Genomic DNA, 22,195 nt, shown 5'->3' with positions numbered 1-22,195 from the left:
TTCTCGGCGGACCACAGCCGCCGACCAGTAGCAACGCCCACCGGAAGCGGCAGTCGGCGTTTGCCCGCTACTCGCCACACGACAGCGGCACCCGCAGCCCACGCCCGTCGCGCTCGATAGCCGTGTCGAACGGCTGCGACCGTTCTCGCAGTGTCTCACGGAGCCACGCCGCCACCGCGCCGTCGGCGCTCCCGACCTGTGTGTAGGCATTTTCGACGGGTACGAGATCGAGCGCGGCCAGCGTGCCGTCCTCGATTCGGAGTTCGAACAGGAAGCTCCGGTCGTTGCGGTAGCCGTCCTTGATCGCGTAGTCGTCGACGAAGTTGCCGGTGTCGTACATGATTGGGCGACCGCGGTACACCTCGACGCCCTGGATGACGTGGGCGCTGTGGCCGTGGACCACGTCGGCCCCGTTGTCCACCAGCCAGCGGGCGAAGGCCTGCTGTGTCTCGCTCGGCTCGGTCACCCAGTTCGGCCCCCAGTGGGCGGTGACGACGAGTAGGTCCGGGTCGGCGTCGCGGGCCGCCGCCAGCGCGCCACCGACGCGACGGCGAGTCAGCGGGTGGTTCGGGTCCAGCGGCGCGTAGGCCGTGCCGGGGCTGTCGCGGCCGGCGGCGTAGCTCGGCGACTGGTCGGTGACGGCGACGACGGCGACGGAGAGCCCGCCGATTTCGACGAACGCGGGCGTGAATGCGGTGTCTCGGCTCTCTCCGGCCCCCACTGCGGCGATTTCTCCACCGCGCAGATGCGACGGCGTATCGATGAGTGCCTCGGGTCCGAAATCGAGCAGATGGTTGTTCGCCAGTCCGGCACAGGAGACGCCGGCGCGATCCAGTGCAGGTACGGCCCATTCGGGGCTCGCTCGGAAATGGTAGGTCCGGCCCGGCCGCGGTTCGCCGCGGTTCGAGACGCAGCATTCGAGGTTCGCCACCAGTCCGTCGAGCGACCGGAGTCGGTCGAGCATCGACCCCCAGACGGCGGTGGGGCCGTCCGGGTCCTCGCGCCAGCGCTCGTCGACGCTCCGGCCCAGCATCACGTCGCCGACGAAGCCGACGCGGAGCGACTCGTCTGTCGGGACCGACGGCGGACACGACACGTCTACGTCGCGGGCGGTGCTCAGACAGCCCGAGAGAGCGGTGAGACTCCCGAGCGCGGGACCGCCGCTGGCGAGGACGGTTCGGCGGGTCGGTGCCACAGTACCGACGCTATCGGCTTGCGCCGTCTTGAATCTGACACAAAACCGCTACACCCTGAAACCCGCCTCCAAGTTCGGGTTATTCGAGGTGGTGGTAGTCGAGTTCGTAGCCGACATCAACTGCCTCGCTGACTTCTTCGCTCGGTTCAGCGACGCCGCGAGTCGTCAGTTCGAGGCCGGTGTCGCCGCCGTCGACAAGGATGTTCCGCCGCCAGTCCGGGTCCACGTCGGGCGCGTCGGTGCGGTAGTGCGCACCGCGGGACTCGTCGCGTTCCCTGGCACTCAACAGCAGCGCCTCCGCGACCGTGAGACTGAACGATAGGTCGACCGCGAGTTCGAACGACAGGCTGGTCCGGTCGCCGTCGACGCCGATGTTCCCCGTCCGTGTCCGGAGGACTTCGAGAGCTGCGAGCCCCTCCGACAGCGAGTCCTCACTGCGGAGGATACCCGCGTGGTTCCACAGCAGGTCCCCGAGGTCCGCGAGCAGCCCCTCTGGCGTCTCGTCGCCGTCGGCGGCTTCCAGCTCGATGAGCGACCGAAATTCCCGCTCGGCGATAGCGCGCTGGCCATCCGGGAGGCCGTCGCCCGCTCGGCTCTCTGCAGACACCTTCTCTGCGACATGGTTGCCGACGAGCGCGCCGATGGCGACCGTCTCCGCGAGCGAGTTCCCGCCGAGGCGGTTCGCGCCGTGGACACCGGCCACCGTCTCGCCGACGGCGTAGAGGCCTTCGACGCCGGTTTCGCCGGTCTCGAAGGCGATGTCGACGCCGCCCATCGAGTAGTGAGCGGTCGGTGCGACTTCCATCGGCTCCGTCGTGATGTCGACGCCGAGGTCCATGAACCGCTCGTACATCCGCGGGAGCCGCGATTTGATGTAGTCGTCCTCGCGGTGGGAGATGTCCAGATAGACGCCGCCGTTCTCCGTTCCACGGCCTTCACGCAGTTCCTGGGCGATGGCTCGGGCGACCACGTCCCGCGCGTCGAGTTCCATCTGGTCCGGCGAGTACTCCTCCATGAACCGCTCGCCATCCGTGTTGAGCAGCCGACCGCCCTCGCCGCGGACCGCTTCGGTGACGAGGCGGCCGTCCCAGTCCTCGCCGTAGCGGTCGCCGACCATCCCCGTCGGGTGGAACTGGACGAACTCCATGTCCAGCAGCGACGCGCCGGCTTGGAGCGCCAGCGCCGGGCCGTCGCCGTTGTTCTCCTCGTCCCGGGAGGAGTGGCGGTTGTACAGCGCGGAGGAGCCACCCGCCGCCAGGACGACGTGGTCGGACTCGAACAGGACGAACTCGCCGCTCTCCATGTCGTAGCCGGCCGCGCCGGAGACGCGGTCGCCGTCCGAGAGCAGGCGGGTGATCATCACGTTGTCGCGGTAGGGAATCCCCAGGGACTGGGCCTTGTCGACGAGCGTATCCAGCATCGCCTCGCCCGTGCGGTCGCCGACGAAGCAGGTCCGGCGGAACGACTGCGCGCCGAAGTACCGCTGATTGATTTTTCCGTCCTCGGTGCGGTCGAAGGGCATCCCCCAGTCGTCGAGTTCCCGGATGCGGTCGGGCATGTGCTTGGCCGTCAGTTCGACGGCTTTCGGGTCGTTGATGAAATGGCCCTCAGCAAGCGTGTCGGCCGCGTGAATCGTCCAGTCGTCTTCGGGGTCCAGCGACCCCAGCGAGGCGTTGATGCCGCCGGCGGCCCACGTCGTGTGTGCGTCGCCGTGGTCCCGCTTGCCGATGACCAGCGGCTCGACACCGTTCTCGGCGAGTCCGATAGCGACCCGCGCTCCGGCAGCGCCAGCGCCGACGACCAGCACTGGGACCGACACCGTCTCGTAGTCGACCGACTTCTCTGCGTCGGTCGCAGGCCCGGTCGTCCGGGCGTCGACAGCCTGCTCGTCGTCCGCTGATGGCCGTTGTGGTGTCATCACATAATGTAAGCGCTGTGGACGTATGAGGGCTTCGCGCGCACGCGATCAAGAAAGAATATTCTATTCCTAAAGAGGGCTACCGCCCTTTATCGACGATGTGTGCGTCGGCGGGTTCGAAGCCGACCGTCACCGCTCCCTCCGGCGGTTCCTCGGTCCGCAACAGGAGTTCACGGCCGTCCCAGTCGAGGTGGACACGGGTGGTCTCACCGAGGAACTCGGCGCTGGCCACCGTCGCGGTCAGCTCGTTCTGTCCGGCGTCGACTTCGAGACGCTCCGGCCGGATACAGAACGTGAGTCGGTCGCCCGTGGAAATCCCACTCGTATCGCCGTCACCGTTCAAGGCCACCGAGAACGTGGTATCGGCGACCGCCACGTCTGCGAGGCACTGGCTGCTCCCGCTGTCCGAGTTGCCGGTCGACCGCATCGCCGCTACCTCGCCGCTGAGAACGTTGTTGTCGCCGACAAATGTGGCGACGAACTCCGTCGCCGGTTCGTGGTAGATGGTCCGCGGCGGCGCGACCTGCTCGACGCGTCCGTCGTGCAGCACCGCCACGCGGTCGGACACCGCCAGCGCCTCCTCCTGGTCGTGGGTGACGTAAATCGTCGTAATGCCCAGTTCCTGCTGAATCTCGCGGACCTGCACACGCAGACGTTCCCGGAGCTTCGCGTCCAGCGCGCTCATCGGTTCGTCGAGGAGAAGTACGTCGGGGCCGGGAGCCAGCGCACGGGCCATCGCCACCCGCTGTTGTTGGCCGCCCGAGAGCGTGTCGGGGTCCCGGTCCACCATGTCGCCGAGGTCCACCAGCTCCAGCAGTTCACGCACTCGCTCGGCGTCGCTGCCGCCGCCCGGTGGGTCGGTGAACGCGAGCCCGTAGGCGACGTTCTCCCCGACGGTCATGTGCGGGAACAGGGCGTAGTTCTGGAAGACGACGCCCACGTCGCGGTCCTCCGGCGGAACGCCGGTGACGGACTCGTCGCCGAACCGGACTTCGCCCTGCGTCGGGTCTTCGAAGCCGGCAATGAGCCGCAGCGTCGTCGTCTTCCCACAGCCGGAGGGACCGACCAGCGTGAAGAACTCGCCCTCCCGAACGGAGAGCGAGAGGTCCTCGACGGCGGTCGTTTCGCCGTAGCGTCTGGTAACGCCGTCGAGTTCGACTGCCGGTGTACCGGTCCGGGCCACGGCAGCACTGTCCGCGGGGGGCTCCTTAGAACCCAACGTCGTCACCCCCCAGCCGGTCGATGAGCAGGAAGCTCGCGCTGGTGACCACGAGCAGGACGACCCCCATCGCCGTCGCGGGGCCGAGCCGGCGGCCGATGAACCGCTCGATGGCGATGGGCATGGTGAACTGGCTCGTCCCGGAGGCAAGGACAATTGTCGCCGAGAACTCCCCGATGGAGATGGCGAAGGCGAAGGCGGCCCCGGCGACGACGGCCGGCCAGACCAGCGGGAGTTCGATGTCCACGAGCGCCCTGGCACGCGGCGCGCCGAGCGCGCGGGCGGACTCGACCAGCGTGTGGTCGATGCTTTCGAGGCCGGGCGCGACGGTCCGGACGACGAAGGGGTAGCCCGCGACGGCGTGGGCGGCGATGATGGCGAGGCCGCCGCCGACAGCGAGTCGCGTCCCACCGACCTCGACGCCGAAGACGAGACCCCGGAGCAGCCCGAGGCCGACGACGATACCGGACACGGCCAGTGGGGCCATGGCAACGGCGTCGACGACCTTCCGACCGCGGTAGTCCCGCGTCGTCAGCACAGCCACGACGACGCCCATCGGGAGGGCAACGGCGAGCGAGGCGATGCCGAACAGCAGCGAGTTCCGGACGGCGTCCCACGGCTGGACCTGGAACGACGCGCCGGTCGTCTGCCGGTCGATAAGGAATCGGTAGTTCGCCAGCGTCAGCCCCTCCGGCCCGCTGAGGCTGGCCAGCACCATGCTCGCTATCGGCGCGACGAACACCGCCAGCGCGACGACGGCGTAGACGGCAAGACCCATCCGGGGAAGCAGTTCACGGACCGAGAACGACGGCGGCGTCAGTGGCCGCCGCGGGAGCGGTCGAATCCCCCGCGACCGGACGGTATGCTTCGCTTCGTAGCGGAGATAGGCGTACAGCAAGCCCAGCGAGATACCGAGCTCGATGAGCGCGAGCGCGGCCGCCTCGGCGTAGTTCAGGTCGCGGATGAGTCGGTAGACGAACACCTCGACGGTCGCCAACTGGAACCCGCCCAGCGCGAGGACGATGGGGAACGTGCTGAACGTGAACACGAACGTCAGCGCCGCGCCCATCAGCACCGACGGGTACAGTTGCGGGGCGACCACGTCACGAAAGGCTCGAAGGGGACTCGCACCGAGGCTCCGAGCGGTCTCGACCGCGCTGGCGTCGACGGACTCCCATGCGGCGGTCGTCACCCGCGCGACGAGGGGCGCGTTGTAGAACGCGTGGGCGATGATGACGGCCTCCAGCGTGAACAGGAGATTGACCTGTCCCAGACCAAGCGCACCGAGCACGGCGTTGAGCGTCCCGTTCCGGCCGAACGTGGCGACGAAGCCGACTCCGACCATTATCGACGGGAGGACGAAGGGGAGAATCGTCAGCGACCGGAGGGTCCGTCGTCCCGGGAACTCGTAGCGAGCGAGCAGATACGCCGCCGGCAGACCGAGGACGACGCTGGCGACCGTCGACAGCGCCGCCTGGTACGCCGTGAAGCCGATGACGCCCAGCCGCCGGTCCGGCGAAAGGGCGGCCTCAATGACTGCTCCTATTGGTTCGCCGGCGAGCAACCGCGCCGGTTCCCCGAAATAGAACGGGTCCCGAAGTATCGAGACGAACACCCGGCCGGTCCAGCGGCCTTCCACGAGAACGCTGTCGATGAACACTGTCGCCACCGGGTAGTAGAAGATACCGAGCAAGAGCGCGATAGTGGCGACCGCCAGCCCGACGATGGCCCGTCGCTCGATGCTGTTGCGGATGCTTCGGCGGCGCTCTTGGGTCGCGTTGCTCGCCGTCGTCGTTGACCCTTCGCCGTTGTCACTGGCACCGCTGTCGCCGCCTGCCCTGTCGTTGCCATCGGCACCGCCGTCGAGATCTCGGGCCACAGTCGGTCGTCGTTAGTTCGAGGCGAACTGCCGTTCCCAGTCGGAGATCCAGCCCGAGACCGAGCCCCTGAGTTCATCGTAGCCGAAGGTGACCGGCTCTGGGGGTTCCTGAGCCAGTTCGGCGTAGTCCTCTGGAAGCTCGGCAGATTCGGTCGCCGGGAACTGGACGTTTCGGACGGCGATTTCGCCCTGAATCTCCGGGCGCAGCAGGAAGCCCATGAATTCCCGGGCGAGGTCGGGGGTGTCCGCACCCTCGAAGACAGCCATCCCCTCGGGGTTGGCGTAGCCCTGGTCGTTCAGGAAGCGGATCTGGTGTTCCTCCAGGTTGGCGTCGTTCTGGTCGGCGAACACCTGATCGGTGGAGTAGGAGACGACCATCGGCGCTTCGCCGCCCGACCACGCGCTGTAGGCGTCACTCCAGGATCCCAGCACCCGAACGTCGTTGTCCTGCAGGTCGCTCCAGTAGTCTAGGTAGCCGTCGGGGCCGAACTGTTTTATCGTGTGCAGCAGGAACGCCCGCCCGGTCGCGGAGCTGGCGGGGTTCTGCGTGATGAGGTCGCCGGCGTGTTCCTCGGCCAGCAGGCCGTCGAAGGTCTCCGGTGCGGTGGTCGCCGTCCCGTCGAACACCAGGCTGATGTAGCCAGTGTCGTAGGGGATCGCCCGGCCGTCGGGGTCGAACTGCAGACCCGGCTTGATGTCGTCCTGACCGGCCACGTCGCCAACGTCGGCAAACAGCGCGTCGTCGAGGTTCTCGTCGACCCGGACGAGGTGGTCGGTGTTCAGTCCGAGGTACATGTCGGCCTCGATGTCGACGCCGGCGTTCCGGCGCTCGATGTAGTGGTTGACTTCGTTGCTCGGCGTCTGCCAGATGAGGCGAGCGTCGAACTCCTCCTCGAAGCGCTGTTTCACCCACGCGCCCGGACTCGTCGACGGCGAGTCGACGAAGGCGCTGTAGGTCCCGATGACCAGCGTCTCCTCGGCACCGCCAGCGTCGCCGGTGCTCGTCCCGGTCGCAGTCGACTCGTCCGTGCTCGACTCGTCGCTACCGCCCAGCCCGGCACAGCCAGCAAAGGAGACGGACACCGTCGCGCCGGCCGCTGTCAGGAACGAACGTCTATCCATTACTCCGTGGTCACACCCAGTGGTACTTAACCCCGCTGTTCCAGAAATGGCTGGCCCCAGCGGCTTAAATCGCGGTTGTGACCGTTATTACCCCTTGGTACTGCAGGATCGTCACGGAGTTGTAGACAACGACGGCCAGTGTCACTACGGCGAACAGGGTGAGAAAGACCGTCGCGTTGCGCTCGGAGAGCAGTCGCCACCCGAGGACTAGCCACAGCATCGCCCCGAACTTCACGAGCCAGAAGCCGGCCAGTCCGTACTCCGCGAGCATCGCGCTGACGACGACGTTGCCCTCCTGGAGCCCGACCGTGAGTCCGGTCATCGTCAGAAGGATGTCCCCGATTGTCGCAACGAGGATGACGGTCCAGAGCACTGCATGTGTGGGCGACAGGTTGTGTTCCCGCCAGCGCGCCACCCCATCTTTGTCTCCCTCTGTGCCGGGCATCATCGATATGTTGGGCGGAGATGGCATGAATGATCGGGGTTAGTGGGGCTGGTGAAGGGACTGTTTTATTTTCACCGTCGTGAAAACCCACTGTAATGAATCTCGTCGGCAAATGCCCGCCGTCTCCGGACGCACTCGCCGCAGCGGCCGACCGGGGGTTTGATAACGTCGAACTCCATCTGCGGCCCTCGGACCTCGACAGCGTCGAAGCGACGGCCGAGACGGTCGAACGCTCTCCAGTTACGGCGCTGTCGGTCCACACGCTTCACGCCCGCCCGGACGACGCCGAGCCGTTTCAACGGAGCAACGCCCTGGCCGACCGGCTCGACGCCTATCTGGTGGTCCACAGCCAGTACGCCCAGCACACGCACACGGCGCAGTTAGACGCCTACGATTTCACCGCGCCCTATGGGTACGAGAACAACCCCGGGATGAGCGCCCACTCCCTCCAAAACCTCGTGTTGGACCGTGGGCACGACCTCGTTCTCGATACGGCCCACCTGTACATGGCTGAGCCAGCGTATCTGGACTCGCTGACGGGGCTGCTTCGGGAGTATGGCGACCAGATTCAGGTCGTGCACTTCACCGACGGCACGTCGCTGGAAGACGGACTGGCGTTCGGTGACGGCGACATCCCGATCGAACGGACCGCGGATATTCTCGATAGCCATTTCGATGGGGCCGTCGTCCTCGAAGTGATGCCCGACGAGCAGGCTGACGCCCGTCGGCGTGTTCTGGAGTGGTTGGACTGACGGGACTCGGACACAGCTTTTTGCTCGTCCGCTTCGAGTGTGGTGATACGACATGGCAAACGACGTGCTCGACAGGGCGTACGACGATCAGATGCAGGCGCTGGACGCCGACGGTGAGATCGTCGAGCCCGACCTCATTCCGGACCTTTCTGACGAGGCGCTGGTGTCGATGTACCGCGACATGCGCTTTGCCCGCCGGTTCGACGAACGGATGATAAGCCTCCAGCGGCAGGGCCGGCTCGGCACCTACTCCTCGCTGGCTGGCCAGGAAGGGTCACAGATCGGGTCGACCTACGCACTGGCCGACGCGGACACCGTCTTCTACCAGTACCGGGAACACGGCGCGCTCGTCGCCCGCGGCCTCCCCTGGGAGTACGTCCTCTACTGGATGGGCCACGAAGCGGGCAACGCCGCTATCGGCGACGTGAACGTGTTCCCGCTGAACATCTCCATCGGTGCACACCTCCCCCACGCCGTCGGGTGGTCGTGGGCAGCAAAGCGCAAGGGCGACGAGCGCGCCGGCGTCGTCCACTTCGGCGACGGGGCCACAAGCGAGGGGGACTTCCACGAGGCGATGAACTTCGCGGGCGTGTTCGAGACACCGACGGTGTTTTTCTGCAACAACAACCAGTGGGCCATCTCCGTGCCGCGGGAGCGCCAGACCGCCAGCCAGACGCTGGCACAGAAGGCCGACGCGTACGGCTTCGACGGCGTGCAGGTCGACGGCATGGACCCGCTGGCGACCTACACCGTCACGAAAGCCGCGCGAGAGCGGGCCGTGGGGGCCGACAGCGGGGTGCAAGAGCCCATCTTCATTGAGGCCGTCCAGTACCGCTTCGGCGCGCACACGACCGCCGACGATCCGGACGTGTACCGGGACGACGCGGAGGTCGAGCAGTGGCGCAAACGTGACCCGCTGGACCGCCTGGAGAAGTTTCTCCGGAACTGCAATCTGCTGGACGACGAGAAAATCGACGTGATGGACGACACCATCGACGAGCGCCTCGGCGAGATTATCGACAACGCGGAGGGCCACGCCGCCGACCCGACGGACCTCTTTGCGGACGTGTACGCAGAGTCCACGCAGAATATCGACGAGCAGCGCGAGTACTTCGAGGCCCTCCGCGAGCGCCACGGCGACGACGCCCTGCTTGAGTCCGAGTAGCCGACCGAGCCTGTTATTGCCGTCCCGCCGCTTCCCTCGACTGTGACAGAGTGGCCACCGGCGGACCCCGCCGACGCGACAGCCGTTGCACAGCAGCGTGACGAACTGGTCGCGGCGGTCCGGGACCACGCCGGACAGGTCGCCTACCAGCTCGCTCGGCTGGAAGGCGGCGACTACGGGCAGGCGGACATCGAGACCGACCGCGGCGAGTGGACGGTCAAGTACGAGGGCGGCGACCTGGAGTACCTCCGATTTTCGCCGCGGCGTGGCTCCGAGGTGTACGTCATCTCCACCAAGCAGCCGCCCGAACCGGAGCCGCTGGCGGCCGCGCTCGCAGACTACGACGCCTTCGTCGAGGGATTCAACGACTACGTCGCGTCGCTCGACGGCGTCCTCGACGACGTGTCGACGGAGTTCCCCGAGATCGCGACGACCGACGGCGTCGTGGCCGAGCGTGACCGCGTTCTCGGTCGCATTCGCGAGATCTGCGACCAGATCGCCCGGGAGCTCCAGCGCTACGAGGGCGGGGACTACGGGACCTTCACCGACAGAATCGGTGGCACGCGCTGGGAACTGAAGTGGGACACCGACGGCGCGTCGTATCTCCGCGTCGGCGGGAGCAACGGCCTCTACCTGCTCTCGCAGTACGAACCGCCGTCTGCCGCCGACATCCGCGAGTACGCCCCGCAGTTCGCTGATTTCGTCGAAGCGTACAACGACCACGTTGAGGAGCTGGAATCGGACCTCGGGACCGTCGAGCTCTGAGTCGGCTTGATCTCCTGCTGACTGCGGTGGCAGTCTGATCGGTGAGCGGATAGTGTGTCGAATCGGCCAGCACTGTCGTTTTCGCGTAACCGCTGTACGGAAGTCGAATTACTGCAAAATACCACCGAACGATATATCGGCAGGGTTTTGAAGGGATATCACCCAAGCCGGAGGTATGAGTTGGACTGAGGCCGTCGATAGCTCGGCCGTCAGCAGGGGGACAGTCGGTGACTACGTCGAGGCGATGGGCCCGTCCTGGATCGCGGGCGCAATCGCCGCCGGCCCGGCGACGATTGCCAGCCTCGTGACCGCGGGCGGTGCCTTCGGCTACAGTCTTCTGTGGGTCGTCGTCCTCTCAGCGGGGGCGGGCGCGCTGGCGCAGTATCTCTCAATGCGACTGGGACTGCTGACCGAACGGGGTATCGTCGCCGTGGTCGAGGACCACCTCGGCGAAACGTGGGCGTGGCTGCTGGTCGGTGACGCAGTGCTTGCGGCCGGCGTGGCACAGCTTGTCATCATGAACACCCTCGCCACGGTTTCGGCGACGGTGACCGGTATCGACGCACGAATCTGGGGCGTCGCCTGGGCGCTCATCCTCGCGGCGGGACTGGCCGGCGGCGGCTATCGGTTTCTGGAACTGGCCGCGAAGGTCCTCGTCTTGCTTGTGATCGTCGCGTTCGTCGCCAGCCTGTTCGTCGTCCCAATCGACGCCGGCGCGGCAGTGACCGGTCTGATCCCGTCCGTCCCGTCCGGGAGCGCGCTGGTCGCGGCCGGCATCCTCGGCGGCGCGGTCCACATCACGCTCATCACGATGCACTCTTACACGATGCGGGCCCGTGGCTGGACCCGCGAGGACTACGACCTCGCGACGGTCGATGTCGGGGCGTCCATGCTGGTCGCGTTCGGCATCTACAGCCTCGCTATCTTCCTTGTGACGGCGAGCGTGCTCACCTCCGGCGACCTCACGACGGTCGGCGCTGCGGAGGCGCTCGGCCCGCTCGTTGGTGACAGCGCCCGCTGGCTGTTCCTGCTCGGCCTCTGGGGCGCTGCCGTGTCGACGCTCGGGGGCAACACCATCGTCCCGCCGTTCCTGCTCGCCGACAAGCTCGGCTGGGGCACCACTATCGAGGACAGCCGCTACCGCGGGCTGCTCGTCGCCGTTGCGCTGCTGTCCGCCCCGGGCGCGTTCATCGGCGGGAACGTCCTCGGCCAGCTCGTCCTCGTGCTCGCGCTCGGCACCGTCGGCACGCCCTTCGTCATCGCTCTCGTTCTCTACCTCCTGAACTCTGACGCGGTTCCGGAGTCGAACTCGCTGGCGGCGAACGTCGGCGGGCTGGCACTCATCGCTGTGTCGGGCGGCCTTGCCGGAAACTTCGTCGTCGAACAGATCGGCGGCGGCGTCGGCCCACTCTCCGGGTTCGTGCTAGCCTTCGCCGTCGCGCTCGGCCTCGCTATGGCCGGCCTCGGCGGGAAGTTCCTGCGGGAGGAACGCCTCGCGTGACTGGTATCGAAGTCCCGCTTTCGGGGTCGACGCTCGTCACTGGACCCTCGAACGCCGGCAAGACACAGACGACCGCGGCCGCTCTGGAGGCCTGGCTCGACCGCGAGGGAGCCGACGGCGTCGTCGTTCTCGATTTCGCCCCCGAACTCGAACGGGACGGGACCGTTCTGGGCGGTCGCCTCGACCGATTCATCACTGTGCCGGAGACGGTCTGGATCGGCCGGATAGACGCCAGTGCGCCACGTGCTGAGAGCGAGACCGACGATCAGGCGGTCGAACTCGCCCGAGACAACGCTCGGCGGGCCAAGCGACAGATAGATGCACTTCCGCAGAATCCGCGAGCGGTGTTCGTCAACGACGCGACCATCCCGTTTCAGCACGAGGCCGCCACGGTCAGCCGGCTCACAGAGTACTGTGACGGGGCGGCTGTGGCCGTTCTCAACGCCTTCGACAGCGACGAACTCGGCGTCGATAACCCGGTGTCTCGGGCCGAACGGGACGCACTCGACTGGCTTCGAAACTGGGCCGACCGAACCGTCGACCTGTCGTAGCGTTGGTTACTGGCGGGTTCCGATACGTTGTGTTAGCTCGTAACTGCCGTATCAGTCTGATACAGATACGCCGCTGCGGCGGCGAACACGACCTCGGAGACCTTGGATGCGATAGCCATCTGGTTGACCCGGCCACCCATCACGAAGAACGCGGCGACCTGTGCGAGTGCGAAGACGATAGCGACGAGATACAGCTCTCGCCGCCAGTATTTGGTCAGGTACAGCACGATACCGCCGATGAAGCCGAGCCCGGCCAGTATGAACAGGGCCCCCTGCACGGTATTGAACTGCATAACCATCGGTGCCAGTGAGAGGTGGATGTACGTCGAGACCAGTGCCGCGAGGATCGCGACGATGGGGACAACGCCGGAGGGGAGGCCAGTGAATAGCGACTGTGTGCCGGTGTTTGAATCGGTTGCTGACATGTTTTCGTACATGATAGATAGCAGCCAGAAGGCAGAAAAAGGTTTGCCGAAGGGAGGTGCGATTTGGACGTAAATCCGCCGTGTGGCGCTAGTATTTTAAAATATATCGGGGTATTGAGGAGGTCGATGGTATGGGGCCCATCTACTCACTTCCCTGGGTAGTAATGGGAAACATACGGAAACAGATATATTTGGGTGCGGCGTCACTGGGTGTGATTGCCGCCACTGAACGGTCCCGTACAAACGTCTCGCAGTGGGTCTCCGTTGGCACTCACCGGTTCCACTCGTAGAACCACCACGCGCCGCCCAGCGCCATCAGTCCGATACCGAGCGTCGAGGTCGCAGGCTCCGGAATAATGAACAGCACGAGACCGATGAGTATCATCCCGACCGGTTCGAGTTCGTCAAAATACTTGGTGAGGTCCATACTCGGGATTCACTCGCCTCCCGTATAGAGGTTCGTCCGACTATCGGGGATCGCCGACCCGTGGCAAGCGACCAACTCAGCGGAAGCGGAACGTTTCGAGGTTCTCCGGCGCGAAGGTCCGGATGTTCTGGTCGTGGTACAGCGACGAGGAGAGGTCCTGGGTCGCGGATTCGTCGCCGTGGACACAGAGAATCTTCTCTGGCCGGGGGTTCATCGTCTTCACGAAGTTCTCCAGGCCCTGCCGGTCGGCGTGTCCGGAGAAGCCGTCGACCGTCTCGACGGTCATCTCCAGCGGGACTTTCTCGCTGCGCCCGCTGCCGCCGACGGGTACCTCGTCGAGATCGCGCTGGAGTCGGTTGCCGAGGGTCCCCTGAGCCTGATAGCCAACGAGGGCGAGCGTCGAGTCCGGGTCGGGACCGAGCTGTTCGAGCCAGGACAGCACGGGACCACCGGTGAGCATCCCGGAGGGTGAGAGGACAATGCAGGCATCGCCGTCGGCGATCTCCTCCCGTTCTGCGTCGCTGCCGTCGATGTGGTTGAACTGGTCGGCCAGGAACGGGTTCCGGTCCTCGTCGAAGATGCGGTCCTGCAGCCCGTCGCGCAGGTACTCGGGGTAGGTCGTGTGGACGGCTGTCGCCTCCCAGATCATCCCGTCGAGGTGGATCGGCATCTCGGGGATGTCGCCTTCCCGCATCGCCTCTTCGAGAACGAGCATGAGTTCCTGTGACTGTCCGGCGGCGGCGGTCGGTATGAGGACCGACCCGTCGCGGTCGTGGGCGTTCTGGACGATCTGTTTGAGCTTGCGCTCGGAGTCGGACTGGTCGGTCTGGTAGTCGTTGCGGCCGCCATAGGTCGACTCCAGCACGAGCGTCTCCACGCGGGGGAAGTCGTTGACCGCGCCGTCGAACAGGCGCGTGTCGTCGTAGTGGATGTCCCCTGAGAAGGCGACGTTGTACAGGCCGTCGCCGACGTGGAAGTGACACACCGACGAGCCGAGGACGTGGCCGGCGTTGTGCAGCGTCAGCTTGATGTCGGGCGCGATATCGGTCACGTCGCCGTACTCAAGCGGGATGGTGTGTTTGATCGCCTCGCGGACCATCTCGGAGTCGTAGGGAGGGGTGTGACCCTCGTCGGCCGCGGTATCGAGGTAATCGAGCGTCAGCAGCCCCATCAGGTCTCGCGTCGGCTCGGTGCAGTAGATGGGGCCGTCGTAGCCGTACTCGAACAGCAGCGGGACCAGCGCGGAGTGGTCCAGGTGCGCGTGGGTCAGGACGACGGCGTCGATGCCGTTGGTTCCAGCCCCGAACGCCTCCGGGATGTCCAGATACGGCTGGTCGCCGTTCGAGCCGGGCTTGCTGCCACAGTCGATGAGGATCCGCGTATCCGGCGTCGAGAGGATGAAGGCGGCGCGGCCGACCTCTCGACAGCAGCCAAGCGTCGTGATGCGGACGTACTCGTCGTTGGACATCGGCTCGCGGTGGATCTGCCGGCCGACGCGTTCGAGGATGTCCCGGCGGTCCTCCCGTTCCTGTTTGAGGAAGTTCCGGACGTTGTCGACCGTCGAGGACTCGATAGGCGGCGTCCGAACGACCTCGGGCGTCCATCCGACCTCCTGTGTGATGTCACGCAGTGTCGAGCCGCGCCGCCCGATGACGACGCCGGGCTTCTGGGCCTGCACGACCACCTCGCCGGTATCAGCGTGGAAATTCAGGTCCACAACGCCGGCTTCCTCGGGGATGAGGTCCCGAATCGCCTCCTCAGCCTCCGCTGGCGGGGTCAGTACGTCCGGATCCGGGCGGACCGTGATGCGTTTGCGGAGTTTCGACGCGAGTCGGCGAACGAGATCACTGTTGGCAGCGAACTCCTTCGGGTCCCGCGTGTATATGACGAGTTCCGGGCCCTCGTAGGTGACATCCGAGACGGAGATACGGGGCGGAACTTCGCTATTAATCGTTGCCTTCACGTCTTCGAGTTGTTTGTCTACAGTGCTCATAGCTCAAAACGGGGTGTCATCCCGCCGTCCACGGCTGGTGCGGGCCGACCTGGAGCCGCGGGATGTACGCTCTCTAATAAAGTCATCAGTTATCGGTGAGTTGCCTCCGGACGTGGAGAGATGTCCGGAAAACCGTCCTCTGTTCGTCAGTAATCCCCTCGTATTATAAAAGCCTTCGCAATACGGCGGTCTGCGGCGTCGAGCCGGCGTGGGCCGACCTCCAGCCCGCTGTGGTGTCCGCCGTGCCACAAGGGGTAAACCAGAACCGTGTGAGTGGCCGACATGCAGCTGACACCGGAGACTGTCGCCGAGGAGTACGAGTGGGTGAAGGAACGCGACGACGCCGTCGTTCCACTAATCAACGAAACGCGAGCCCATCTGGGCGACCAGTTCGGCGTCGATGTCGACACGCTCACCGCAGCGGACTACACGGCCGCCATCGACGATGTGTTTGCCGACGGCGACCGCGCCGTCAACGTCGCTGCGCTGGTCCGTCTCCTTCGGGAACTGGACGTTACGGGCGATTATCCCGGCTTTGTCGTCGACGAACTGCTGGGCCGTGAACTGGCAGCCATGATCGCCGGCGAGCAACCGCTCCGCCTGCTCGCCGAGGCCACCTTCCACGTCGCGGACGTGCGAACACACGGTAGCGACACAGACACCGCGGGCGCTGATGACCTCGATGCGGCGCTCGCGGCCGGAGTCCAGACGCGGGTCCCGGGCTGGCCGTGGCAACAAACCGGGAGTCCGTTCACTGTAACGTAAGTTCGGTCGAGACTATCGACACTGTACTCGTCGTCTTGATTTCCCTCCAAGTATGTAGACTGAAAATAATTAATCAGATGTTGCTTTGAGAAATAAATATTACATACAAGAGTAAAACTGGTAACTACATAGACAGTATACATCCATGGTTGGTGAGCAGATTCCCGGTCAGTGTCCAAAATGTGGATCCGTAGACGTTCAGATAAACAGGGTTGCACCGTCCGCTCATGAGCGCGGGGAGGAATGGAGTGTCCGTGCGAAGTGTTCCGACTGTAGCGACTACACTGAGTGGTTCGATTAGCGTACGTGGCGGTTCTGTCACGGAACGAGTGAGAGCACATTGTCAGCGGTGTGGTTTCATCGCCGTTGAACTCGCTCCCAGTAGCGTGGCCATCGGTGAACTGAACGTGTCCGGGTCACCGCTTAGATAGGCGTTCGTCGTCGTAGCTACTTGTGAAAATCCGTCTTCAGTGATGGCTCTCCGGTGGTCATGGTGACAGACCGGAACCCCGCTCGCTGTGGGATACATCGCCCTCATATATAAGAATTGATATATACTATGTATGCATGAATAGTCCTGTAAAACCAGATATGTGGTAATTCACTAAACCCAATTTAGGGAAAGTAATAGTATTGCGGGGAAGGAAGCGATTCCCAACAGAGGGACCTCACTAGATGTCCAGTTCCAAGATACCAGGACAGTGCCCGAAATGCGGGTCGGTCAACATCAATGTGGTCAAGGTCGCACCCCCGAACCACGACCGCGGCGATAGTTGGGCAACCCGCGCCGAATGCGATGAGTGTTCGGACTACGTCGAATGGGTCGACTGAACGGATTGTTGGCGCGAGTTACCGGCATGTGCCGACCCCGGGCACTTTCCGGAAATAACTCCAGCAATCCGTATGAGCGGAGTCAGCTACCCGAAAACGAGAACGACGGCGTCGTCAGGAACGCCGTTTCGTACCCCTCGTGGCGAGACACCTGTGGCGGAGCGATGACATCGACACCGACCGACGGCTCCTGTACCGTCGTCTCGACGATTGCGCCGTAGTGATACCCGAGTTCGGGATGGACGGCGGCGGTCAGCGCGTCCTCGAACACCTGTTCGCCGTCGGCGTCTACCGTTCCGTCCAGTGACATCATCGGGAGCGGAACGCGGTTGTACGGCGTCCGGACCGAAACGGCCAGATACGACTCGCCCTCGGCAAGGAATTCGGCGTCCCGGAGCCACGTGACGGCGTAGACGCCGTCGCTTCCTTTGTCTGTCCCGAGCACCGTCCCGGGCAGGGCCGACACCTCGGGGACCTGCGAGGTCGGGATCATGTCCATGTTCATCAGGTCGACCGCCCCGCGGTCGCCCTGTGAGTCCGGGAACTCCTCGAAGGAGAGTTGGTCGCGGGCGTTCTGTGCGAAGTCGAACTCGACCGTGGTCTCGCCGGCCTCGCCGAACCGGCCCTCGAAGCCACCTAGTCGGCGTTCGTTCATGCCGTTGACCCGGACCGAGAGCTGGTAGACGCCGTCGCCGTCGAGCGCGTAATTGTCGCCGTAGTGAAAGCCCATGTTCTGGGAGATCATCGGCCACGGGGACTTGTCGGCGACCGTCTCGCCGTCGCGCTCGATGGTGATCGAGAGGCCGGCAGACACCGGAAGGACCATTTCGGTCTCGGGGTCCCAGACGGTCGCCATCAGGTGGACGCTGTCCTCGCTCCGGATGTCGACCTTTTCGGCCGTCGTTCCGGTGACCGTCCAGAAGCGGTGGGGAAAAGAGTAGCTCAGCCCGATCATGTACTCACCGGCCTGTGCCATCCCGGCCATTCCCATCCCCTCGGCGTGGGTGGGGCGGTACGTGGCGTCGGGGCGGTCCTCGACCAGCGGCGGCGCGCGCGTCGACTGGGAACTCAGCGAGCCACACCCCGCCAGGACTGTCGTGCCGGCGAGGCCGGCCCCGGCGAGGAACTGTCGGCGATTCATAGACCGCTCTTGGGTCCTCACCTGAAAGACCGTTCTGGTACGACAGCCGAAACCGGAAACCGCGATCCTACCCTCCCGCGTTCCTCATGTGTCGGGGTTCGCAGGGGGCAGTGCGCGCAGCGAGCGCGGCGGGAGCAAGTAGTTCCCGCGGCGTCTGACCGTCATGTACTGGAGGATGCCGTTGTTCACCCGCTGGCCGACAGCGGAGTCCTCAGCCACGTCGGTCCCGTTCATCGCCTGCTTCGTCGCGACGAACTCGGCGATGGACCGCTGGAGCGACAGGAAATGCACACCCGCCTCGCCGCCGTCGGTCGAGTCGAAGTCGCGCCGAAGAATGATCGGTGTGTCGTCCTCTCTGACCCGCGTCATTTTCTGGGCGTGACCGGCGACTCCTTCCCGTCGGCTACTTTCGACCACGTCCGCAGGACACTCGCCGACACTGCTGTCGGTGCCGAGGTTCTCGCCGACGCCCTCTACCTTGTCCTCGGCGGCGTGGGCCGGACAGAACATCTTCGAAACGCGCTGGTCCCGGGAGTCCTGTTCGTACCACTGCTGGAGTTGCAGCCGGATCTTCGAGAGGTGCTGGGTCGCCCCGCCCGCGAACGGTCCCGAGTCAACCGTCACGCGGTCCTCGGAGGCCTGGTTCCCATCGAACCCGGATTTGAACCCCATGAACAGCGGGGCCTCCTCGGGGACCGGCTCGGAGTCCGGAATCCCGTCGGCGTCCTGGTTCTCGGCGGGGAGGCCGGCCCCGACGAATCCCGTCCGGCGCTCCGCCTCGCGCAGCACGCCTTCGAAGGTCGCACTCATCTCGTGGTCGTTTGCGGTGTCGCGCCGGCCCTTCAGGGCTTCCTCGGCCTCGATGACGACGCGCTCGTCGTCGCTAGCGAGATGGAGCAAGGCGTCGGGCGTGTCGAGTTCGGGGTCCTCGAAGGGGGCGAGCGCCGTCGGCTCTGGAAGGTCGACGCCGGCCACGTCGCCCTCGAAGCGGTCGAAGTAGGCCGGACTGTAGCCGAGCGTGAACAGCAGCCCCTCGTTGCTCCACTCGTAGGCGCGTTCGAGGTCCCGAAGCGCCGTTTCGACCTGCTCGCGGTCGGCATCGGTCGGCGTCCCGTCGCCGGTGTAATCCAGCAACAGGAGGACGTGGTGGCGCGACAGGCGGTGGTTCCCCGCGTCGTCAGTCGCCAGCGCGTCGTTCCAGGCGTGCTGGCGGTCCGGGAGGGTGGAGGGGTCGTCGATTCCCTCGGGTACCGTCCCCGACCCGCGGTCGAGACAGGCGGCCAGCGCCGCGGTGCCGCCGATGGCGACGGCGCTCTTGGCGAACTCGCGTCGGGAGATCCCGCGTTCAGTCATCACCCACCCTAGGGACTGCCCGTCCAATTGGGTTGTGGTACGGAACTCGAAAACGTCCGCTGTCTATTTGAGCCAGACTATAGTAGCCATTGAAAATCAATGCACAACTGATCGCACGGTAGCACTGCGATCAGTGTGTAAATCGTTTCAATTGTTACTATAGCCGCTCTCGAAGAGGCGGTCGAGCAACCGGGTGAAGCGGTCCGACAGGCGGTCGGGGGCCGTGGGGTCGACCGCCGCCAGCAGTTCGACCGTCGACTCCGGCCGACAGAGCGCCAGTGTCACCCGACCCTCGTGTCGACGCTTGGCAACAATATCGTATTCGACCAGGCCGTCGAGGTGGTGTTCGAGCGTACTCCGGGCGATATCGAGGTGGTCGGCCACCTCGCCGGGGCTGGTCGCCTCGCGCTCGATGAGCGTGACGAGCACGTCTCTCGCTGTCTCCCGCCGGAGGAAGGCGATGGCGTGGCGCTCCCAGCGGTCGAACGACGCCGCGTAGTAGTGCGTCCGTCCGTTGACCGATTCGCTGTCGACGCGGTCGAGGCGGGCCAGATGGTACTGGACTTGCCCCGTTGCGAGGTCCAGCGTCCGTGTTAGCTTTCGGAAGTGGATTCCGGGATGGGACTCGATGTGTCGGTAAATTCTGTCTCTGGTGTCGCTCATAGCCCCTCCTCGTCGAGGCGTTTCTCGACGGTCCGAGCGTAGTACACCGCACCGAGAACGAGAACCACAAAGAGGGTATCGAGCGCGTGTTCGAGGAGGTGATGGGTCGGCGCTGAGACAATTGCGAACTCCGACAGCAGTGCGATGAGCGGCCGGACGAACAGGGCGGTGAGGGCCAGGAGAATCAACAGATACGCACGGGTCCCGCGCTGCCGGTACGCGACCAGGGCGAGCCCACACAGGACCGCCCCGGCCACAGCGGAGAGGACGACGACGGTGGCGATGTCCCCGCTCCCACCGCCGAAATGACCTCCAATACTGAGCAGTTTCATCACCCGTCCGATTCGAAACCACGGTGCCTCAGTCGTTCGGTTTGGCGCGACTTTTTTATCGGCCCGCTGAGACGTGGCGATATGGACTGCATCGGCTTCATCTGCGAGCCTGAGCATCCGGTGTTCGGTGCCGTCGGGGAGCGGCTCTCCGCTCGGGGGTTCAGCGTCCAGTTCCTCCGGCCCGGGAACCCAGTGTCAGAAGCCGATATCGACGACCTGGCCGCGCTCGTCAACACGACGCTCCGACCTGAGTCGTTCAGCGCCCTCCGGTACGCCGACAGGGTCGGCGTGGAAACGTGGAACGGGTTCCTGCCGACGACGGCGCTGTCCTGCCGCCTCGTCGCTCTGCATGGACTGGAACAGGTCGGCTGTCGAGTCCCGACTGTCTGGTTCGAAAAGCCCGACTGCGACTACATCGCCCGGACCCGCTACGCGTGGGACGGCGTGCCGGCAAACAGCGATGAGGGCGATTTCTACCAGGCCCGAGTCCGATCGGAGCCGGTCGAGTACAAGTACTTCGCCGTCAACGACGGCCGGGAGACCCACCTGCGGGCGGTGCAGGTCCGCTCGGAACTGTCCGGGCTGGACCACGTCATCAGCGAGGACACCGTCGAGGTGACGCTCGCGGCTCGCGTCCGGGAGCTGCTGGACCGATTTGGCGCGCGAGCACTCTGTGTCGAGTTCGTCGAAAGCGAAGAGGGGTTCTACGCACAGGCTGTCGACCCTGTCCCAGGATTCACCGGGACGGGGATGGAACGCCGCGTCGCCGACTCCATCGCCTCGCTGACGACAATCGGGGCCTGAGCGGGCGGTGCCGCCGGACGCAATCGACGCCACCTATTCTGTTACCAAGGCACAAGATTATACAGGCGCACCGACGTGGTAGCCATCGGAGCTTCACATGAGCACGTTCGTCCATCTCATCGCGGACTACGGCCCCTCAGACCCGGCCTTTTCCGAGGTCGTCCACCGCCTCACCGCCGCGGACCCGACTATCTCCGTCCAGTCGACCGAAGTCCGGCCGTTCTCCACCGTCGCCACGGGGTTCTGGATCGCACAGCTCGGCGTCCACAACCCCTCGTTCGACGACCTGCTGCTCTACTCGAACACCGCCCCACGAACCGCTGAATCGACACCGGAGCGGGCCGACACCGGCGGGGCGCTGTGCTATCTCGAACTGGACAACGGCGTCCCTGTCGTCGCCGTCGACGCCGGCTACAACCTCTCGTTTATCGCCGACCACGCGACGACGTTCCGCGAGATCGAACTGCCGGCCGATACCGGCCAGTTCCGGTCCCGAGACGTGTTCCCGCGCCGGGTCACCGAAATCGCCAACGGGAACCGCTCCTCGCTCGGGGCGGAGCGATCACTCGATGACGTGCCGGCCCCGCCAGAATCCGTCGTCTGTCACGTCGACGGCTACGGGAACGTCAAGACCTCGATTCGCGCCTCGGCGTTTTCGCCCGGGAGTGAGACGGTGGCTGTCGAACTCGGCGGCGAATCACGGGAGGCCGTCGTCAGGGATGCCGTGTCGGACGTTCCGGAGGGGTCCCTCGCTATCGTTCCCGGCTCCGCAGGGGGTGGGGACCCCTATCAGGAGTTGTTCCTGCGCGGCGGGTCCGCGGCGTCAGCCTTCGGTACTCCGGAGCCTGGAGACGAACTCACGGTCCGGGCCTGACAGTCCCAAACGCCGGCCCCGGTCGGCGTGCCAGCGGCTCACCACCCTTCGGGGAGTTTATTAGCGCCGTGGGCC

General features: G+C 65.3%; 22 protein-coding genes. 9 read left to right on the top strand and 13 right to left on the bottom strand.

The genetic code is table 11. The annotated features are described in order from the left end of the window. Window positions 1–67 precede the first annotated feature (67 nt). The 6 genes from NDI54_RS15190 to NDI54_RS15165 all read right to left on the bottom strand — a co-directional run bounded on the left by NDI54_RS15190 (window position 68) and on the right by NDI54_RS15165 (window position 7,781). The gene (locus NDI54_RS15190) at window positions 68–1,195 is read right to left on the bottom strand and encodes a CapA family protein (RefSeq protein ID WP_310897284.1); all 1,128 of its coding nucleotides are present in this window, start codon (window positions 1,193–1,195) and stop codon (window positions 68–70) included. A 79-nt stretch (window positions 1,196–1,274) separates the two neighbouring features. Next, the gene (locus NDI54_RS15185; RefSeq protein ID WP_310897283.1) at window positions 1,275–3,113 is read right to left on the bottom strand and encodes an L-aspartate oxidase; all 1,839 of its coding nucleotides are present in this window, start codon (window positions 3,111–3,113) and stop codon (window positions 1,275–1,277) included. Window positions 3,114–3,192: 79 nt separating this feature from the next. After that, the gene (locus NDI54_RS15180) at window positions 3,193–4,296 is read right to left on the bottom strand and encodes an ABC transporter ATP-binding protein (protein ID WP_310897282.1); all 1,104 of its coding nucleotides are present in this window, start codon (window positions 4,294–4,296) and stop codon (window positions 3,193–3,195) included. Between the two features lie 25 nt (window positions 4,297–4,321). After that, window positions 4,322–6,211, bottom strand: a complete 1,890-nt coding sequence (locus NDI54_RS15175; RefSeq protein WP_406600192.1) for an ABC transporter permease — start codon at window positions 6,209–6,211, stop codon at window positions 4,322–4,324. Window positions 6,212–6,223: 12 nt separating this feature from the next. Continuing rightward, window positions 6,224–7,333, bottom strand: coding sequence for a thiamine ABC transporter substrate-binding protein (locus NDI54_RS15170; RefSeq protein ID WP_310897281.1), 1,110 nt, complete (start codon window positions 7,331–7,333; stop codon window positions 6,224–6,226). 64 nt (window positions 7,334–7,397) lie between these two features. Beyond that, a complete protein-coding gene (locus NDI54_RS15165) occupies window positions 7,398–7,781 on the bottom strand; it encodes a DUF5658 family protein (RefSeq protein WP_310897280.1) in 384 nt (127 codons plus the stop codon). A gap of 92 nt (window positions 7,782–7,873) precedes the next feature. Between NDI54_RS15165 and NDI54_RS15160 the strand changes: the two genes are divergently transcribed. The 5 genes from NDI54_RS15160 to NDI54_RS15140 all read left to right on the top strand — a co-directional run bounded on the left by NDI54_RS15160 (window position 7,874) and on the right by NDI54_RS15140 (window position 12,512). Further along, the gene (locus tag NDI54_RS15160) at window positions 7,874–8,530 is read left to right on the top strand and encodes a sugar phosphate isomerase/epimerase family protein (RefSeq protein ID WP_310897279.1); all 657 of its coding nucleotides are present in this window, start codon (window positions 7,874–7,876) and stop codon (window positions 8,528–8,530) included. Between the two features lie 52 nt (window positions 8,531–8,582). After that, window positions 8,583–9,695, top strand: a complete 1,113-nt coding sequence (gene pdhA, locus NDI54_RS15155) for a pyruvate dehydrogenase (acetyl-transferring) E1 component subunit alpha (protein ID WP_310897278.1) — start codon at window positions 8,583–8,585, stop codon at window positions 9,693–9,695. Between the two features lie 42 nt (window positions 9,696–9,737). After that, window positions 9,738–10,460 carry a hypothetical protein gene (locus NDI54_RS15150; RefSeq protein ID WP_310897277.1) on the top strand — a complete coding sequence of 241 codons (723 nt, stop codon included), beginning with the start codon at window positions 9,738–9,740 and terminating at the stop codon, window positions 10,458–10,460. A 175-nt stretch (window positions 10,461–10,635) separates the two neighbouring features. Then, a complete protein-coding gene (locus NDI54_RS15145; RefSeq protein WP_310897276.1) occupies window positions 10,636–11,961 on the top strand; it encodes a divalent metal cation transporter in 1,326 nt (441 codons plus the stop codon). Then, entirely contained in the window at window positions 11,958–12,512 is a 555-nt protein-coding gene (locus tag NDI54_RS15140) for a hypothetical protein (RefSeq protein WP_310897275.1), read from the top strand. Before NDI54_RS15145 ends, NDI54_RS15140 begins: the two co-directional genes overlap by 4 nt. A gap of 32 nt (window positions 12,513–12,544) precedes the next feature. Here NDI54_RS15140 and NDI54_RS15135 read toward each other — a convergent pair whose 3' ends face one another. The 3 genes from NDI54_RS15135 to NDI54_RS15125 form a co-directional block, all read right to left on the bottom strand. After that, window positions 12,545–12,937 (bottom strand): DUF7475 family protein, encoded by a 393-nt coding sequence (locus tag NDI54_RS15135; RefSeq protein WP_406600193.1) that lies wholly within the window; start codon window positions 12,935–12,937, stop codon window positions 12,545–12,547. 271 nt (window positions 12,938–13,208) lie between these two features. Continuing rightward, window positions 13,209–13,364, bottom strand: a complete 156-nt coding sequence (locus tag NDI54_RS15130; protein WP_310897273.1) for a hypothetical protein — start codon at window positions 13,362–13,364, stop codon at window positions 13,209–13,211. Window positions 13,365–13,440: 76 nt separating this feature from the next. Beyond that, complete coding sequence (locus NDI54_RS15125) at window positions 13,441–15,357, bottom strand: beta-CASP ribonuclease aCPSF1 (protein WP_310897272.1); 1,917 nt, start codon at window positions 15,355–15,357, stop codon at window positions 13,441–13,443. Window positions 15,358–15,639: 282 nt separating this feature from the next. Between NDI54_RS15125 and NDI54_RS15120 the strand changes: the two genes are divergently transcribed. Together NDI54_RS15120 and NDI54_RS15115 are read left to right on the top strand one after the other, a co-directional pair. Further along, window positions 15,640–16,122: a hypothetical protein gene (locus NDI54_RS15120; RefSeq protein ID WP_310897271.1), complete on the top strand. Its 483-nt coding sequence runs from the start codon at window positions 15,640–15,642 to the stop codon at window positions 16,120–16,122. Between the two features lie 675 nt (window positions 16,123–16,797). Next, entirely contained in the window at window positions 16,798–16,953 is a 156-nt protein-coding gene (locus tag NDI54_RS15115) for a hypothetical protein (protein ID WP_310897270.1), read from the top strand. 82 nt (window positions 16,954–17,035) lie between these two features. Here NDI54_RS15115 and NDI54_RS15110 read toward each other — a convergent pair whose 3' ends face one another. From NDI54_RS15110 to NDI54_RS15095, 4 genes are all read right to left on the bottom strand, one after another. Further along, window positions 17,036–18,094 (bottom strand): twin-arginine translocation signal domain-containing protein, encoded by a 1,059-nt coding sequence (locus NDI54_RS15110; protein WP_310897269.1) that lies wholly within the window; start codon window positions 18,092–18,094, stop codon window positions 17,036–17,038. A gap of 84 nt (window positions 18,095–18,178) precedes the next feature. After that, entirely contained in the window at window positions 18,179–19,447 is a 1,269-nt protein-coding gene (locus NDI54_RS15105; protein WP_310897268.1) for a DUF7405 family protein, read from the bottom strand. 147 nt (window positions 19,448–19,594) lie between these two features. Then, window positions 19,595–20,110 (bottom strand): winged helix-turn-helix transcriptional regulator, encoded by a 516-nt coding sequence (locus NDI54_RS15100; RefSeq protein ID WP_310897267.1) that lies wholly within the window; start codon window positions 20,108–20,110, stop codon window positions 19,595–19,597. After that, entirely contained in the window at window positions 20,107–20,442 is a 336-nt protein-coding gene (locus NDI54_RS15095) for a DUF7471 family protein (RefSeq protein ID WP_310897266.1), read from the bottom strand. The genes NDI54_RS15100 and NDI54_RS15095 overlap by 4 nt, the downstream gene beginning before the upstream one ends. Before the next feature lie 81 nt (window positions 20,443–20,523). Between NDI54_RS15095 and NDI54_RS15090 the strand changes: the two genes are divergently transcribed. Together NDI54_RS15090 and NDI54_RS15085 are read left to right on the top strand one after the other, a co-directional pair. Beyond that, window positions 20,524–21,246 (top strand): hypothetical protein, encoded by a 723-nt coding sequence (locus NDI54_RS15090; RefSeq protein ID WP_310897265.1) that lies wholly within the window; start codon window positions 20,524–20,526, stop codon window positions 21,244–21,246. Window positions 21,247–21,343: 97 nt separating this feature from the next. Next, on the top strand, window positions 21,344–22,120 hold the full coding sequence (locus NDI54_RS15085; protein ID WP_310897264.1) for an SAM hydroxide adenosyltransferase: 777 nt from the start codon (window positions 21,344–21,346) through the stop codon (window positions 22,118–22,120). The last annotated feature ends 75 nt before the right edge of the window (window positions 22,121–22,195 follow it).

The organism is Haloarcula terrestris (assembly GCF_031624315.1).
Lineage (GTDB): Archaea > Halobacteriota > Halobacteria > Halobacteriales > Haloarculaceae > Haloarcula > Haloarcula terrestris.
This window is presented reverse-complemented; position numbering and strand designations above follow the sequence as displayed.